Genomic DNA, 16,982 nt, shown 5'->3' with positions numbered 1-16,982 from the left:
TAATGAACTTAACCTAAGACCACGTAAGCGTCTGGGTTGGAAGTGCCCTTGGGAAGTCTACCATCACCAAACGTTGCACTTGCTTTGACAATTCAAGATCTAAAAATGCGTCTTGGAGATGGATTTGTATGATTTGTCTCGATATCATGTTTCCACTCATCAAGCATCTCTATAAACTTGGCTTTGTTTTCTTCGCTTGGTTTTATAAGAGCAATATTCATGTAAGTCCTTGAGTAATTAAATTTTTAGTTAAACCGTAATTTCAATTTGATTGTCTTCAAGGGCAATAATGCAACTTTCATAATAGCCATCTCCGGTTGTTCTTGGTCCGCTGATGACTTCATAGCCGTCTGCTTTCAACTCTGCAGTTAGGGTATCTACCGTTTCTTTGCTTCCTACGCTAAACGCGATATGAGCATATCCCGTGCGGTTTATCTCTTTTGGTAGATCCGACATGTTAGGTTTGTTCATGATTTCAAGTCGTGCACCACTATCGAAGGAGAGGAAGAACGAGCGAAAATTCGTTTGAAGATTATGATAGCCTTCGTTAGATGTTGCTCCAAAGTACTTCACAAAAAACTGTCGGGCATCCTCTAGGTCATTTACATATAATGCGATATGTTCAACTCTCATAGTTGTCTCCGTAGAATCTATAACTGCTTGATGCTTTGATTTGTCATCATTTCATGGTGTAGTTTCCGGAATGCTCTGGCAGATCTACTTTCAAGTTCGTGCGCCGTGCCTCACTTTGGCGTTCGCGCTCTCTAGCCAACGGAGCCTATTCTATCGCAAAGACGGCCGCGCGCCTTTGAGGCTGGCACGGACTTCTTTCCAGTTGGGATAGAAGGTGGCGAGAAGTGCATAGAATTTGCGGTTGTGCCCGCGAACGTAGAGGTGGGTGAGTTCGTGAGCGATAACGTACTTCAGGGCTTCTTTATCATGTTCGGCAAGCTCAAGGTTAAGCGTGATGGCTGATGTGCTTGTGTTGCACGAGCCCCAACGACTCTTCATGCGGCGCACTCGATACTGTGAGGCGTGCTTTTGAGCTTTTGTTTCCATTGCGGTAGTGAGTTCAGGCAGGACTGCGCGCATCTCTTGGGCGAGAAACTCATCAAATGTTTTATGAATGGCTCGTTGTGAAGTTTCGGTGGAAAGGTCGTTCAGGTAGCGGTTGGGAAGCGTGATAATAACGTCGTGTTCAAAGATGCGTGCCGTCCGCTTAGATCCATGAATGATGCGCAGGTTGTACGGATGTCCCCAAACGCTCACCGTATGTCCAGAGGCTATGGGAGTTGGAGCTTGGGGCTCTTTCTCGCCAAGTAAAGAGGTGCGAGAAAGAGCGGCGCGAATCCAATCGGATTTGGATTCGACAAAGGAAATCGCAGTCGCTTCGGAAGTGTGCCACGGATAGCTTACGTTGACGCGACCTTCTCGACTAACACGCAGATTGATGTTCTTGACGGCCTTGCGCGTGAGTTGTACAGAAATGCCTGCTATCTGTACGGTCTTTGTGGTCACATGAATCCTTATCGAGTTCTGATTGATGGTGCGTACATAGTATGACACTCGTATGCGCGCGCTAAGGAGAGCGTTGGGTGTCAAAAGCTCGTTTTCTTTTGTGATGAACTATTTTACTCAATCTACCTGCAGATATATAATAAATATGCAGGTAGATAGCTTGTTTTTACTTAGAAGGGGAGTAATGAATTGAAAATAATGTGATTTGACTAGAACAATGAATAAAACTTATCAGAAACAACATTACGGGGAATCTAAAATCTTTTTATTTTGATATTCAGGTAAGAACTTAATCTAAATGTCTCAATAGACTTAAATAGTTTTTACAAATTTCTAGCTGAACTCATCAGGCAAAATTAAAATGGATTTTTGAATATCTTCATACAGAGAAGTCATAGAGTGTCGGAGTTCTTTATAAGTAAGTAGATCTATAAAGTAGCAAAAACAATATATAAAAGAGGTGCCGTAGTTAAGCTTAAATTACTAGAGGTATAAATACTCATGACAGATTAAGAACGTGGCTTAAAACGGCTCTCAGAGGCTCAAAATTTGAAGTAATTAGACGTAGAGTTTGAAAGTTGAGGCAGGGTTAAGGTATTCTGGCTATCTTGATGAATAAGAGGCCTTTCTTGCAGTTCTAATATATAAAAGTCTGATAATCGATATTATGTAAACTAATGAATTGAAGAAAAAGGAGAAGAATTATAAACCCCTCTCCTTTGCGGTAACATGTGAGACAGCGATGGGTACTATACCGATGAGTCGGTCATGACATTCAATTTAATCATGACATCGCTTTCATACATCTCATCAAAAATTACAAGAATCTTGTCGAGTGCCATCAATTCAGTTTGGCCGGTTGGAATAATCTCCAAGCCCGCACGATCAATAGTTACAACCCTCACTTTGTCAGGCCATGGGATATCTTGGAGCAATTTGCCCTCAATGGGACTTCCTTGGCCAATAGTGAACTCATGAAGGATTTTCTCGCCAGAATCAAGTGTTGGTTTAGACTCCCCTTGCTGAGAAGCCAAGAATTCTGCAAGTAAGTGCTCGTAGAATGGGTCAACACGTAGGATGTTTGCGGTTACATAGGATACGATTGCAACTGCAGACATAGCCATAAGAGCTTCAAGAGAACCTGTGAGCTCAAATATGAGCACTACTCCGGTGACGGGCGCTCTTACTGCTCCAGCAAAAATGCCCGCAACACCCATGGCAATAAAGTTTGGCGCATATGCCATCGGGATGCCAAAAATATGGGTTGCTACCAGGGCAAACAGCGTTCCAACTAGCGTTCCCATAACAACCATCGGAAAGAGAGTTCCGCCAGGCGTTCCAGCAGCAAAACATGTTGTGGTAAAGAAATATTTGCCCAGCAAAAGCGCTATAACCATGAGCTCAGTAAGTGTTGCTGGCTCTTTGATTTTCTCGATAATGGCGTCACCGCCACAAAGAAGATCTGGCCAGATAAAAGCCATAATTCCAGCTAGCATGAATGGAATAATGAGCCTCGAGAAAGGCACAAACTTAGTTATCTTTTTGTACAGCCCCTGGGCAAAGAACATTCCCTTATTGTGGAGCGCTCCTAATAAACCACAGATAAAACCGACGATAAGAACAAATGCAAAGTCGACATGAGGTAATGGTGCTACGTAAGGAAGCTGAAGGACAGGCTTCATACCAAGGACGTTAGAAACCAGGAAGTCAGCGCCTACTGATGCGGTCATTGCCGAGATAATCAGTGGAGCATGAAACTCTTTCTGAATCTCTTCGATAGCAAAAAGTGTGCCGGTGAGAGGGGCATGAAAAGCGGCTGACATACCCGCAGCTGCGCCACAGGTTACCAGAAGACGTTCTTCTCCCCTTTTGCGTTTAAGGAATTTTGAGACCGCTTTACCAGAAACAGCGCCTAACTGGACTGCTGGGCCTTCTCGACCCATAGAAAGGCCACCAAAGGCAACTAGAACGCCCTGGATAAACTTAACAGGAAGAACGCGATACCAGGGCATATCGGCAGATCCCATGACCTCAGCATTGGTCTGAGGGATTCCAGAGCCTGCGGTGTAGGGCTCAAACTTCATGAGTAGGCAAACGGCCGCCATAAGAATAATCAGAACACCAAACCAGAGAGCCATATAAGGCCAATTACCTGCGATTGATTGAGTAATGGAGCGCATCTGAGCTTCTGCAAAAGAAAGACAAAGGCGATACAGTGTGACTACGCCGCCACCCAAAAAGCCAACAAGCAGGCCTTCTCCAATGAGAGCTACCTGAAACCTACGAGAAAAATGACGCTCAATAACGTTTGTCTTATGTTTGAGATGAAACGCCACAATCTCCCCTAGCTATTGTATGTGAGTAAAAGAAAAGCACGTAAAGCGTACTTGGATATTGTACGACTTTACGTGCGTGAGTTAAAACTGTGTGCAAAAATTGTACGTTAGCCGGAGAATGGTCCTCCACCATAGCAAGCATAAACAGGACCCTCGATAACACCGACAGACTCGTTAGCTGCGTGAATCATGCGGCCACCGCCGATGTAGATTCCAACGTGCTCATAGCCTGCACGGGTAAAGACAATATCGCCATAGTTGAGCTCGTCTAGGGAATCATGCCAGTTACCAGCAGCGCGAATAGCACGGCCAATGGTTCCTGCGGTACCTGCACGGTAGCCGAGGAAGCAGTAATAGATTAGGCCACCACAGTCAAAGCCTGTAGCAGGGGAAGCTCCGCCCCAAACGTATGGATAGCCAATGCAAGCATAAGCTGTAGCAACGCCACCGCCTGCAGCTGGGTAGCCACCGCCACCGCCGGAGTATGATGATCCGCCGCCAGAGTTAGAGCTGCTACTGGAGCTGCTAGAGCTAGAAGAGCTTGAGGAGCTAGAAGAGCTGGAACTTGAAGAGCTGGAGCTGGAATCGTTAGAGGAGCTATCGTTAGACTCAGAGCTGTTAGAAGGAGTCTCACGAGTAACAGTCTCAATTGCATAAGCAACGTTGTTGTTAGCTGATGCAGCCTCCTGAGCAGCAAGCTGTGCTTTTACCTCTGCATCAAGGGAGTCGTAGTAAGCCTTAGCCTCTGCAACCTGGCTCTGAAGGCCATCTGCAGTTGTCTTCATCTCAGCGACCTGAGCCTGAAGGTTCTCCTGCTCAGCCTGAAGCTCAAGCTGTTGAGCCTGAAGCTGGTCACCAAGAGCCTTGACAGTATTGATGGAGTCAGCCTCCTGCTTGCTGGTGCGGTCCATATAGTAGACGCGGCTGACAAAGTCCTCTGGGCTAGATGCTCCAAGGAGGAAGTCCAAAGTCTCCTGTGGGCCTGCCTTATAAGCACTCTTCATTGCTGCAGAAAGGACAAGACGCTGCTTATTGAGCTGGTCTGTAGTCTCTGCAATCTGTTCCTGAACCTCACCAATCTTGTTGTTGGTGGCGTCAAGTGCATAGGTTTTCTCGTTAAGGTTATCCATGGCCTCTGCAAGAGCTGCACCAAGGGAGTCTAGCTGGGCAGATGCGGCCTCAAGATCGCTTTGTGGGTCTGCGAATAGCTTGACTGGGGTAAGCAGCGTAGTAGCTACACCAAGACCTGCAAATAAGAGAGCGTCTCGTCTTGTGAAAGATCGGCGCTGTGACATATAAGCTCCTTCCGCAAAGCACGAAATCAATTGGGCAACGTGTTGCTTTGCTTTGCCATCTAGGATAGCTCATTTGATAAAAAATCAAAGTCAACTCGCCGATTTCTTAGCGAGAAACCCTTGTTATTGGGAAGCTACCCTATCGAGTATTTGAATAGTTTACCCCGAAAATGACATTTAATACAAATTCAAAAGACTATTAGTGCAGTTATATAGCATGGAGGTGGCAAATATCATTGCATAAATTTATCTTTGACCTGCAATTATGGAGAAATTCTATGTATTGCAAACAAGTTTACTGTGATTAACAAAATGCTTATGTAAATAAGACAAATGGCCGACAAGCACGTAGTCTTGCCAGCCAAAATTGTCAGGTTAAAGTAAGTCTGATGTAAGTGATTTAGCTTATTGAACCTTGATAAGGGTGTAGACCTCTTGGTCAAAGCACTTGCCAATAATCTCCCTTGGGTGCAGATAGCAAAGCTCAAGCGCAAATGCAAAGCCAGCTACTTTTGCACCGGCCTTCTCGGCAAGTTGAGCACAAGCAACGCAGGTACCGCCAGTAGCAACCAGGTCATCAGCAATAAGAACAACGTCGTCTGGGGTAAGAGCATCGGTGTGAATCTGAAGCTCGCTGGTACCGTACTCCAGGTCATAAGCCTGTGCGTAGACCTCACGAGGCAGCTTGCCTGGCTTACGAGCAGGAACAAAGCCTGCGCCCAGTTTGTAGGCTACAGGGGTTCCAACAAGAAAACCACGAGCCTCAGCACCAATAACCTTGGTGATTCCTGCATCAGCAAAGTGCTCTGCAATGTCATCAACAACTGCGTGGAAGCACTCAGGATCTTTAAAAAGTGGAGTTACATCTTTAAAGATAACGCCTGGCTCTGGATAATCAGGAATGCTAATGATATGACTCTCATAATCATACGTAGACACAATGTCCTCACATTCAAAATCAAAATCAATGAATAGTTATATATACCTAGATTACTCGTCTAAGTGCATATCCTTAAAAGATTCACGAACTAATTTAGTGATAAGTTCATTTCTGACCGCATTGGTAAGGCCTAACATGCGGGTTAAAGCGGCCATAAACTTCTGACGAGTCTCGTCAGTATGGTCAACTTCAACTCCCCCGCCTTTTTTAGCGTATACGACAAGCGACTTGGCAAACATACTAGATTCTCGGTTTGCAGCCATAACGTATTGACGCAGGTTCTTGGGCTCAAAACCAAAGTGACGAAGTTCGCTACAAAGGCGAATCAGCGTAAGGTCTTTGCCATCTACAAGGTCTCTGCCATGAGGAGAGCGCTTTAAAGTAATGACGCCTGCTTCAGAAAGCTGACGAACAAAGCCTACAGAGCATCCCACAATTTCTGGGATGCGATCAATAGCGTGATATTTCTGAACAACCTCAGGGTCATCTACAGGTACCACAATAGCATCAGCATGTGTGGCACCAAGAATAGCCTGAGATACTTGCTTTCCATCAAGCTGAGGTTGAGCCTGGCGAGAAGAACTTTGAGCTTCAGGTGCAGCCTGAGCCTCAGCACCAGTTACCTCGTCAGTCTGAGCTTTGACCTGTTGTTCAGCTTCAGGGTTTTTATCTTGCCTATCAAGCTCTTCTCTAATAACTGAGAGCGGCATAAAACGGCTTTTTTGCAGATACAGAATAGTCTCAAGTCGCTTAACGTCTTTTTGGGAATACAGACGATAACCACCAGCAGTTCTGGTAGGAGTAAGCAAACCTTCATCCTGCAGATATCTGACTTTAGAAACACTCAAGTCAGGATAGAGAGTCTGTAATTTCTTGACTACTTTACCGATGGTAAGAAAGCCTGAATCAGCCATAAAGCTATCCTTTAACCTTAAGCTGAAACTCTGCTGGTATGGAAGACCATGCGGAAGGTACCAATCTGAATGGTTGAGCCATCGCGCAAGGTAGCCTTGTTAATAATGGCACCATCGACCCAGGTACCATTGAGAGAATCAAGGTCTTCAATAGTTGCATAACCAAGAGCAAGATTAGAGAGATCAATGGTGGCATGATTTCTGGAAACTGTCATGTCGTTCAAGAAAACACTACTCTTTGGGTCTCTACCAAGAGAAATCTGAGGTAAATTGAGCTCAAAAGTCTGACCAGTCTGTGGTCCCTTGACAATAGTAAGGACAGGGTGAGCTGGCTTTTGTTGAGCCATAAGGTCTGGAACCGTAGCGTCAGCTGATGGCATGCGGAAAATCTCTGTTGAGTCTGGTGACTGCTGTTTGATGTCGTCAGTTGACATGGTTTCTCCTTAATTTGGTTACAAGATAATAATAACGCTTAACGACAAGCAATGCAGTCCATTTCGATAAGCGCACCGAGTGGCAACGCAGAAACCTCAACAACTGCCCTGCCAGGTGCAGGAAGAACAAAGTACTGCCTATAAATTTCGTTTACCTTAGGCAAATCATTGATATCAGCAAGGTAGATAGTTGTCTGAGCAACATCAGAAAGGGTGCATCCTGCCTCTGCCAGAATTGACTGAGCAAGATGAATGACACGAGTAGTCTGCTCTTCAATTCCTCCGTCAATTAGCTCCTTTGGGTCTTCTGCAGAGACCGCAATTTGACCTGTGACAAATACCAATCTACCTGCAGTAGTACCCTGAGAGTATGGTCCCATAGGAGCAGGAACACCTACTGCATTAATTGCATATTTCATAGAAGATCACCCCTTGCGCCAATGAAATCATCAGAGGCTCTAAGTAAACCCCAACCCTCAAGTTTATCTTTAGCTACTACTACTTTAGTGTTACTTGCAAGTTCTGAAAACCATGGAAGATATGTTTTAAGGCCTTCAATGAGTTGCTTATGTCCAAGAGGATGGACTGTTTCAAAAGAAAGCAAGCTTCTAAAAAGAATTACCGTATGTACCGGTGGGACCATAACCAGATACGCGGGAACTTTCTTGGTTGAAACATTGGCCACAAGTGCAGGGATTGTTTGGTCAAGCATAAGATTACAAAGCTTTGAGTCTTCTGGAAGTCTCTGTTCTCCCAGGTAGTCCATAAGGACCTTCTTGGCCTTTTTACCAGCAAGAAGAAGCGGAGTAAGCAGCGGAGTTGCGTCTTCTAAAGACACTTCTGCATAAGGAGCTACACCGTTTTGTTCGACAGACGCAATGATAGAAAGCCACTCGTCTAGAACAAGAGAGCGCTCAGATGCATCAAGTACCACGTACTCGTTTTGACCAGAGCGCGCGAGAAGACTGATGGAAGACAGAGATCCGTCTCCCGTAAGTGCACACTCAAATGAAGTCTCTCCTGCCTCAAGCTGTTTACCTGCAAAGACAGCTTCAACAAAATTTTGAGCTGCAACTCCACTTACAAGCGTGTAGCCGATACCACTCAGGTCAATAAGAGCGCAATCTTTCAGAGCTTCCTCAAGGGGTTTCTCGCCATAGAAAGATTGGGCTAAGTTGAAGCCTTCAGTTGAGGTTGAGAATTGTGCGCCAAGATATTCAAGCTCGGTATGAAGGATAGAGCGTTTCTGCTCAGACATTACTTTCTCCCAAAGAGATACGGAGCAACCGAATATAGGTCAAAGAGGTTGTAGGCCGGAATAGTCCACAGCGTCAGATGTGCCTGAGTAATGGTGGTGCCTACCTGCGAGGAATCTTGGGACCAGTCAGTTGAAGAAACCAGTTGGTTGTTAGCTACTGGATAGTTGGGAGAAAGCATGGAGGTCTGGTAGGTGAAGTCTTTAGAGCCAGGCCATACCATATACGTGGTAGAAGTTGCTGGTTTAACCACTGCAGAGAGCAAGAAGTTGTCCTCGCTCGTACGAATCTGCACAATCTGGTCAGAACGCTGAATGCTTACGCGATTGTAATTGCGATAAGCCCAGTTCATCAGAATGGCAGTATCGTCAAAACGACCTTGCGTTGTCTCGCAACCAAGCACGCAGGTGTAGAGCGTAATGTTTCCACGCTTTGAAGCGCCCAAGAAGGCAGTACCAGAGTCTTCAGCACCTGTTTTAATGCCGAGAAGACCTCGGTAGGTGTCCATAAGGTCATCGGTTGAGTGGAACGTGCGCTGCTCCCCTCCTACCGTTGTAGTGTATGACCTGGTATGCACAGCGCTTGCGATAAGTGGATAGTGCTCGCGTGCATAACGACCCATTAGAGCAAGATCACGCGCGGTTGAATAGTGACCATCAGCATCTAAGCCGTGAGGATTCTGGAACTGCGTGTGAGTCATGCCAATCTCAGCAGCCTTCTTGTTCATTTGGTCAACAAAGGCCTGTTGAGAGCCAGATACATTGACGGCGATGTTATAAGCCGCATCGTTTGCGGAATACACCAGCATCATCATAATAAGTTGCCTGAGTGTAGGCGTATCGTCCGAGGTCAAACCTGCAACTTGAGAACCCTCTTCAAGATCTGGAACTGTGATTTCACAAGGCTCATCAAGATTAACGCCAGAATCAAGCGCAACAATTGCAGTCATAACTTTGGTGATGGATGCCATAGGGAGCTCTTGATCTGGGTTTTTGCTCCAGAGAACGTTTCCTTGAGCATCAGTAACAATGGCGGTAGTTGCCTCAGTAAGTTTTGGCTCATCTGTTACAGAAGACTTGTGAGAAGAGGTATTTTCAGCCAAAACCGTAGTTGCAGGAGCAAAAGGAGTAGCTAAAACAAAAACAAGCAGCAAGCTAACAAGAAAAGCCAGCGTCTTATCAGAGAGCTGGCGCAAAGAAACATGGTTGTGCTTAAGGAAAGTCATAAACAACCTAACTTATGCTTGAGTGTTTTTACTATCTTTAACTATTTTAGCCGCTTCACCAGTATAAACAACTGCAGTAATTGCCGAGAAAACAATTCCTATATACACAAAGAAGATACCCAGTGCGCTGCTCTCAGAGTTAAGACCTGGAAGCCAACTGACGTTTACCAGACCAAGGCCAGATACAACAGGGATACCTAGAAGAAGCAGACTAAAACCAGTCATCAAAAAAGCAGTTGCAGTTTTACCGACAAAGACAACATCAATAGGACGCCTGCGGAATTTGCGCACAGCAAGTGCACCAAAAGTAAGGTAAATATCTCGGCCAATAACAAACAACGGAATCCAGAGAGGGAGCTCACCAATAATCAAGAGGCCAAGGACGCCAGTGATAAGAAGGACTCGGTCCATGATAGGATCCATGATTTTTCCCAGCCAGCTTACGGTTTGCGTTCTACGAGCAATCTGGCCGTCAAGGAAGTCAGTAACAGCTGCAGTTACATAACAACCAAGTGCTACCCAACGATTTCCACCTGTTGAGAAGAGCACAAGAAAGACAATCGTAAGAATCAATCTGCAAAAAGTAATGACGTTTGCAACAGTAAAAATAGCGTTGGAAGGGTTGTTAGAACTACCAACTGGATCAGTAATAGTTCCCTCTGCCTGCGCCTTTGCTGCATCGGCGTCTGCTGCTTCTTTAATTTGGGATGCTACTTGATTAGCTAGCTGCTGCCTAGTTTGCAACGTTTCACTCCCCTTTTGTAGTACATAACATGTGTCTATTTTAACGTAAGTTGCGCGATAGCAAATTATTGGCACATTTGTTTAACAAAGGAAATAAGAACACGAACACCCTGAGTATAAACGCGTTTTTCGATGCGCTCATCAATGCCATGAACGCCATTTGCCTCATCTTCTGGTGTTGGCCTAAACGGACAAATACGCAGAATGGAATCGCAAATTCCCTCGTATCGAACAGAATCGGTACCACCGCACACAAATGACGGAACAAAGGTAACACCTGGATGATAGTGTTCCATAATGGATTTGAGCTCTTGATAGCCAGCTCCAGTTGGAGAATCGATTCTTCCTGCTGGAGTTGAGTGCAAAGCTTCAACCTCAATATAAGGGTTAACTTGGGCTACTACTTGTTTGATGTGTTCAAGGGTCTCTTCAACACTAACACCTGGAAGCAGCCTGATGTTGATAGTTGCGCTGACATTACCAGGCATAACGTTAGCCGCACTGCTTGAACCCTCAAGCATATTGAAAGCATATGTTGTAGTAACAAAGGGATAGAGCTCTTTGATCTGGGCTGCAGCATGCGCAATCTTATCTGCATTTGTATCTACGTCACACACCAGAGAAGCAAAAGGTTCATCGGTAATTTCTGGTGCAAGAACCTTAAAGGTTTCTTTAACAATATCGTTAAGCTCAGGCTGAGGTTTAGCCTCAGAGAGAGCGGCTAGTGCGCAGCTCAAATGCTCAAGCGAGGTTCCACCAAATGGATTTGAGGAATGTCCACCATGGCCAGGTGCAGTAAGTCTAACGTTCAAGAACCCCTTTTGCGAGATGCAGATGTCGGCCACGGTAGCCTTAGGCGCACCGTAAGCGCTGCCATCAAAAAACGTAGTGGTGCCCTCGTCCAACAGACATGCTGCACGCATTTCTCGCGAGGCCATGACCTCCGCAAGCTTGGTGGCGCCGTGGCTCAAAACCTCCTCATCCTCGCCAAATGCCAGGTAGATAGAGCGCCTTGGCGAGAAACCCTGTGAAAGCAGATACTCAAGCGCCTCAAGCTCACCCATAAGCATGTCTTTGATATCAAGTGCACCACGTCCCCAAATGTACGTGTCGTCGACATCTCCACCAAAGGGATCGTGCGTCCATGCGTCTTCTGTACCAGGAACAACAGGAACCACATCCTGGTGAGCAATGAGCATCAATGCAGGAAGTTTGGGGTTGGATCCTGGAATCTCAATGAGGAGCGAGTGACCAACTACTTCAACGTTAGAGGCCGCGGTCATAACATACGGAAAGCTATCAACAATGTGCTGTTGAAGACCATCAAACTGAGACCAATCGGTTGTCTCTGCATCGGTATACACCGTCTTAAAAGACAGCGCCTTTGCAAGTCTCTCAGACATTGCCTCTATGTTGAGCTCTGGATATTCATCCTCGTGAGCAAAGTGGTCGTAAATATTCATGGACCTCTACTAATCTCGCAGTTTTAAGTTAATAACGTAATAATAACGGCAATTTTTACGCGTTTCTCTACTCTTGCTGGTAGAATTAACAAAACACTCATTTAGCACACGTATCTTGGGAGCCCTGATGATTAAGCTTGTTCTTTCCGATATGGACCAAACGTTAAAACCCGCTGACACTCCAGCTATTTCAGAAAGAACTCATCAGGCAATTAATAATCTTAAAGCCGCAGGTATTGCGTTTGGACTTTCTACCGGAAGGCCAGTTTATGATGCACTTTCTTATCTAAAGTCTGACGTTTCCCTGACAGACACTGGCGTGTTTTCTAGTGGAAAGATTCTCTACTTTAATGGCAAGCTCATTTTCACCAAACAATTTACCTACGAGATGATGGAGAAGATCTACGAGGTTATTTCTCCAATGGATGATTGTTTGCTTACGTATTATCAAGAAGGTCCGCTTGAGCAGCCTTTAGATACGTCATTTACCTCTTGTTGGAAAATAGTTGATACCACTCAAGAGGTAGTAGATCATCTTGCAGCCTCGTTTAACACTTTTGTGCCAGGGCTTGGTCCGCAGTCCGTTCCAAAAGATATCCCTATGTATGCGGGAGGTCTTCTCTTACCCCAAGATGAAAAGCGCGCGCAAGAAATCTATGAGGCTGTTACCAGTGCAGTTCCAGAGGTTGAGTTGGTTTCTCCCTATATTGGTTGGTTTGACATCAATTATCGTGGTTGGAATAAGGCACAGGGATTCGAGAAGCTCATTGAGACTATAGGTCTTAAGCCAGAAGAAGTTATTGTGTGCGGCGATTCCGAAAACGATCTTGATCTTCTTAAGATTGCTCATCACTCATGCTGCATGGAAAACGGAACTGACGAGGCTAAGGCTGTCTCGAAGTATCTGCTGCCTAGCGTGTATGAGGAAGGTGTAGCTCAGCTCTTAGAGGCGCTTACAGAGGCTCAGGGAGACTTTGATTCTGAGGTTGTCCAGGCTGTCCTGAAGAGAACTCTATAAAATTAGAGCTTGATGCAGAGCGTGGCAATATAGTCATTCCCATACTGTGATAATCGATTCCTTTTATCACATGACTCATAAAAATCAATCATAGCAAGGCCATTTTTAAGTTGTCCTCTAATCTGAGCTTCTAAGGTATGGCTAAATTCATATCCATATGCTGGATCTATGGTTATTTTGCCTTGTTCTTCAAGCTTTCTTGAATTAAAGGGAATTGAAAACTTTAAAAGTAATTCCTCATCGGGGTGGTCCCATACAACGTCAGCGTCATACATGTACGTCCAAGGATTCATGAAGCCGACCATTAACAGCCCGCCTTTTTTCAATACGCGAGCGGCTTCTTTATACATGTTTTCTAAGTCTTCAATGTATACATTCGAAACTGGATTAAAAATAATATCGAAAGTTTCGTCTTTGAATGGAAAAGGCTTTGTCATATCGGCTTGAACGGTATTGATCATTAAGCCTTCTCTTTTAGCAACCATCTCGTCTTTTTGTAATTGTGATGAAGAAAAATCCATTATGGTTACGTCATAGCCTTTAGCAGCAAAAACGGGACCCTGTTGTCCGCCACCGCAAGCTAAGCCTAATATCTTTTTTCCGTTGGCCTTTTCAAACCATTCTGTTGGAACTTTTTTCCCGACCGTTAATGCAACAGAAATTGGACTGTTTCTAGCTTCTTCTAATTCTTCATGCGTCAATGGCTGAGTATAGTCATTGTTCACATTATTCCATCTATCTTTATTTAATTGTATATAGTCATTCATCTTGTAATCTCCTCAAAATACCATTGTATTTCGATGTAAATTTTATATCTGAATCGTAAAAAAGTGGCTGCATTTGACGTATTGTCTGCAGCCACCTTTGTATTACTTGTACATGTCAGTTTGCTTACGCTTTAATTTCGTCAATCTGTTTGTTCTTCTTGCTCCTACTTAATCAGTCCGCTGTTCCTGAGCAGTAGCTCAATATCGGTGCCCTTAACAGCTTTAAGAGCTACCTTCAAGAGCATCTTCTCCTTGAACGAGAGCGGTGCCTTATCAAGCGTTTTCTTGTCCAGAGCATAGTAGGTTGCCCTTAGAAGCTCTCTGATGTCGTACTGAGAACCCCAAACCTCTGGTACGCCTCTATCAACATCCATCAACGTGTAGACAGACTCCATACCAGTGCGGATTGAGTACTCCGTAGTAAAGATGGTGTCACGAGGAGTCTCGGCAAACTGTCCAATAAAGGCAAAGTTAACGGAACCCTCAGGAACAACTAGTGGCCTATCTTCAGCCTTTCTTGGCTGGAAGAATGCGTTGATGTAAGGCATGAAGCACGTAGTGGTGTTGCAGCGGTTCTTGGCCCAGTCCTCAATCTTCTTGGTTGGAACACCAATGTGATAGAGCCACTCCTGGCATACTTCCTCACCGGTGCAGTTACGCATAGCCTTCTTTACAAAGTTACCAGGCTTGTTGGTGCTCAGTGCATAGACCCAGATAAGTACAGTGTCCTTGTCCTGTGCTCTGAACTGTGGCTGACGGTTGATGGTCCACGAGAGGTACCAGTTATCGGTACTATCCTTGACGGTTACAATACCGCCGGTTGTGACCTTACCTTCTCTTGGATCTCTCTTGCAGACGCCAATAATCTTCTTGATAATCTCTTCGTCTTTTGTCTGGATAGTAGCGCTCATCCAGTTAGTTGCCTCAAAGTCACTGCAGAAATTATCGGGATTGCCGTACTCGCCATGCTTGGCTTGAGCTGCAATGTTCTTCCACAGATCCCAGGACTCCCCTACGCCATTTCTGACGTTGCTAATGTCAGGAGCAGTATTTTGATCGCCGTAGCAAGAGGTATCGGTGCAGCAGCCATTGGTGATAAACACCAAATCGTCTTCGGTTAGATCAATGGTTTGCTGTGAGCCGTTCTTCTCGTAAACAATTTGAGTAGCTACCTTTTTACCATTGGTGTCGTTGATAATGACGTTCTTGACATCCATACCGTAGTCAACGCTTACGCCGTGATTCTCAAGATACCTGACTAGTGGCAAAATCATGCTCTCGTACTGGTTGTACTTGGTAAAGCGCAGCGCGGTAAAGTCAGGCAGACCGTCAATATGGTGACAGAATCTGCAAAGATAGCGCTTCATCTCTAGTGCTGAGGACCACCTTTGGAACGCAAACATGGTCTGCCAATAAAGCCAGAAGTTAGTGTTCCAGAAAGAATCAGGAAGTACGTCGCTAATCTTCTTGCCCTCAAGGTCCTTCTCGGGAGTCATAAATAGCTTGGCAAGCGCAAGTGAAGACTCTTTATCAAGTTTGAATTTCTTGTCTGTGTGGGCATCTTTGCCGCACTTCTCGGAAGCTCTACAGAGCGAGTAGTTTGGATCGTGCTTGTTGAGCCAATAGTACTCATCAAGTACCGAGACACCAGGTGTTTCAATGGATGGAACGTCTCTAAACATATCCCACATGCACTCGAAGTGGTTGTCCATCTCGCGGCCACCACGCATATAGAAACCCTTGCTAACATCTTTGCGACCATCGCAGCTTCCGCCCGCAAGCTCAAGCTTCTCGAGCAGGTGAATTCTTGTACCCTTTACCTGGCCATCGCGGACAAGATAAAACGCAGCAGCTAGACCTGCAAGTCCTGTTCCAATGATATAGGCTGATTTTTTGTCGGCATCTTTGGGCTTTTCTGGCTTAGCGAACGATTCATACGTTCCAGCAGAGTAATACATAACTTCCTCCTTAGTATTCCGCATCAATTACCTGCGGAAATTAGTAAGTCGCCCTTACCTTGCGTCCACTATAAACTTATAAACTGCTAAAGAAAATGCACAAAAAGAACGATTGGACATATAGGTTATTTTTTGTCGCAATCTACCTGCTAAATTGTTTCAAAAATAGCAATTAATTTGGCTTTTTTCGCAGGTAATGATGTGCTTAACTTGTATCAGTTAGATAAAGCTAACTTTATTCTTTCATGGTATGAAGGGGGTCTTAGTATGGAAGCTGGTCACGAGTTTTTACTCCGTATGGGCAAGACAAGACTGCGCCCCGGAGGTATTGAAGCAACCAATTGGCTACTTAATTCCGTAGAGATTACGCCAGAAACTCAGATTCTTGAGGTCGCGTGCAATATTGGCACCACTACGGTTGAGCTGGCAAAACGCTTCCACTGCCATGTAACCGCAATTGACCTTAATGCAGACGTGCTACCTAAAACAAAAGAAAATATCGCGAGAAACAATATCGAGGAGTACGTAACAGTGGAACAAGGAGACGCTACCAACCTCTCCTACCCTGATAACAGCTTTGATGTCGTTATTAACGAGGCTATGCTCACCATGCTCTCTGACCAGCAGAAGGCATCTGCGGTAAAAGAGTATGCACGCGTGCTTAAACCTGGTGGCGTGCTGCTTACCCATGACGTTCTTCTGCTCAAAGAAGACGATGAGTTGGTTCACGAGCTCTCAAGAACTATCAACGTCAACGTAAAGCCTTTAACCCTTGCAGGTTGGAAGAATCTCTTTGAGTCAGCAGGTTTCTGCCCAGAAACAAAGAACGGCAAGATGACGCTTATGAATCCGGCAGGACTTATTGCCGATGAGGGTGCTGACGGAGCTCTGAGGGTTATTAGAAACGGTCTCAAACCAGAGAACACCAAGATGTTTACTAGCATGTTTACGTTCTTCAACGATCACGCGGATGACCTTAACTACATTGCCGTAGTGAGCAGAAAGCCAAGATAGGCTCCGTATCAAGGCAATGCAGGATCAAGGTTGAGCAAACGCAAAATAGTCATTCATCGAGCTAGACTTGGGCTCGATAGCAAAGAAGGAAGCCGGCATC

Annotated in this window: 16 protein-coding genes; 2 read left to right on the top strand and 14 right to left on the bottom strand. The window is 45.2% G+C overall.

Going from position 1 to position 16,982, the window contains the following annotated elements; translation table 11 throughout:
• Positions 1-249: 249 nt before the first annotated feature.
• The 12 genes from HMPREF1492_RS04390 to HMPREF1492_RS04335 form a co-directional block, all read right to left on the bottom strand.
• Positions 250-633 carry a VOC family protein gene (locus tag HMPREF1492_RS04390; protein ID WP_035436292.1) on the bottom strand — a complete coding sequence of 128 codons (384 nt, stop codon included), beginning with the start codon at positions 631-633 and terminating at the stop codon, positions 250-252.
• 150 nt (positions 634-783) lie between these two features.
• The gene (locus tag HMPREF1492_RS04385; protein ID WP_035436290.1) at positions 784-1,518 is read right to left on the bottom strand and encodes a M48 family metallopeptidase; all 735 of its coding nucleotides are present in this window, start codon (positions 1,516-1,518) and stop codon (positions 784-786) included.
• A gap of 749 nt (positions 1,519-2,267) precedes the next feature.
• Positions 2,268-3,854, bottom strand: coding sequence for a ClC family H(+)/Cl(-) exchange transporter (locus HMPREF1492_RS04380; RefSeq protein ID WP_035436287.1), 1,587 nt, complete (start codon positions 3,852-3,854; stop codon positions 2,268-2,270).
• A gap of 107 nt (positions 3,855-3,961) precedes the next feature.
• On the bottom strand, positions 3,962-5,149 hold the full coding sequence (locus tag HMPREF1492_RS04375) for a coiled-coil domain-containing protein (RefSeq protein ID WP_035436284.1): 1,188 nt from the start codon (positions 5,147-5,149) through the stop codon (positions 3,962-3,964).
• A 405-nt stretch (positions 5,150-5,554) separates the two neighbouring features.
• Complete coding sequence (locus HMPREF1492_RS04370; protein WP_035427597.1) at positions 5,555-6,088, bottom strand: adenine phosphoribosyltransferase; 534 nt, start codon at positions 6,086-6,088, stop codon at positions 5,555-5,557.
• 51 nt (positions 6,089-6,139) lie between these two features.
• Positions 6,140-7,003, bottom strand: a complete 864-nt coding sequence (locus HMPREF1492_RS04365; RefSeq protein ID WP_035436282.1) for a MerR family transcriptional regulator — start codon at positions 7,001-7,003, stop codon at positions 6,140-6,142.
• Between the two features lie 17 nt (positions 7,004-7,020).
• Entirely contained in the window at positions 7,021-7,437 is a 417-nt protein-coding gene (locus HMPREF1492_RS04360; protein WP_035427594.1) for an FHA domain-containing protein, read from the bottom strand.
• Between the two features lie 38 nt (positions 7,438-7,475).
• On the bottom strand, positions 7,476-7,856 hold the full coding sequence (locus HMPREF1492_RS04355; protein WP_035427592.1) for a Rid family detoxifying hydrolase: 381 nt from the start codon (positions 7,854-7,856) through the stop codon (positions 7,476-7,478).
• On the bottom strand, positions 7,853-8,695 hold the full coding sequence (locus HMPREF1492_RS04350) for a hypothetical protein (protein ID WP_035436279.1): 843 nt from the start codon (positions 8,693-8,695) through the stop codon (positions 7,853-7,855). Before HMPREF1492_RS04350 ends, HMPREF1492_RS04355 begins: the two co-directional genes overlap by 4 nt.
• Entirely contained in the window at positions 8,695-9,918 is a 1,224-nt protein-coding gene (locus tag HMPREF1492_RS04345) for a D-alanyl-D-alanine carboxypeptidase family protein (RefSeq protein ID WP_035436276.1), read from the bottom strand. Before HMPREF1492_RS04345 ends, HMPREF1492_RS04350 begins: the two co-directional genes overlap by 1 nt.
• Positions 9,919-9,930: 12 nt before the next feature.
• A complete protein-coding gene (locus tag HMPREF1492_RS04340) occupies positions 9,931-10,662 on the bottom strand; it encodes a CDP-alcohol phosphatidyltransferase family protein (protein WP_035436272.1) in 732 nt (243 codons plus the stop codon).
• A gap of 65 nt (positions 10,663-10,727) precedes the next feature.
• On the bottom strand, positions 10,728-12,125 hold the full coding sequence (locus HMPREF1492_RS04335) for a M20/M25/M40 family metallo-hydrolase (RefSeq protein ID WP_035436270.1): 1,398 nt from the start codon (positions 12,123-12,125) through the stop codon (positions 10,728-10,730).
• A 127-nt stretch (positions 12,126-12,252) separates the two neighbouring features.
• Here HMPREF1492_RS04335 and HMPREF1492_RS04330 point away from each other — a divergent pair, with 127 nt between their 5' ends.
• A complete protein-coding gene (locus HMPREF1492_RS04330) occupies positions 12,253-13,143 on the top strand; it encodes an HAD family hydrolase (RefSeq protein WP_035436267.1) in 891 nt (296 codons plus the stop codon).
• A 2-nt stretch (positions 13,144-13,145) separates the two neighbouring features.
• Here the strand turns inward: HMPREF1492_RS04330 and HMPREF1492_RS04325 are convergent, their stop codons facing one another.
• Together HMPREF1492_RS04325 and HMPREF1492_RS04320 are read right to left on the bottom strand one after the other, a co-directional pair.
• Positions 13,146-13,910 carry a class I SAM-dependent methyltransferase gene (locus HMPREF1492_RS04325; RefSeq protein ID WP_035436264.1) on the bottom strand — a complete coding sequence of 255 codons (765 nt, stop codon included), beginning with the start codon at positions 13,908-13,910 and terminating at the stop codon, positions 13,146-13,148.
• A 164-nt stretch (positions 13,911-14,074) separates the two neighbouring features.
• On the bottom strand, positions 14,075-15,868 hold the full coding sequence (locus HMPREF1492_RS04320; RefSeq protein ID WP_035431079.1) for an oleate hydratase: 1,794 nt from the start codon (positions 15,866-15,868) through the stop codon (positions 14,075-14,077).
• 267 nt (positions 15,869-16,135) lie between these two features.
• Between HMPREF1492_RS04320 and HMPREF1492_RS04315 the strand changes: the two genes are divergently transcribed.
• Positions 16,136-16,882 carry a class I SAM-dependent methyltransferase gene (locus HMPREF1492_RS04315; protein ID WP_035436261.1) on the top strand — a complete coding sequence of 249 codons (747 nt, stop codon included), beginning with the start codon at positions 16,136-16,138 and terminating at the stop codon, positions 16,880-16,882.
• Positions 16,883-16,982 lie beyond the last annotated feature (100 nt).

The sequence above is a fragment of the Atopobium sp. BS2 genome (genome assembly GCF_000565075.1).
GTDB lineage: Bacteria > Actinomycetota > Coriobacteriia > Coriobacteriales > Atopobiaceae > Lancefieldella.
The sequence above is the reverse complement of the archived record's forward strand: the minus strand, read 5'-3'. Positions and strand labels throughout refer to the sequence as shown.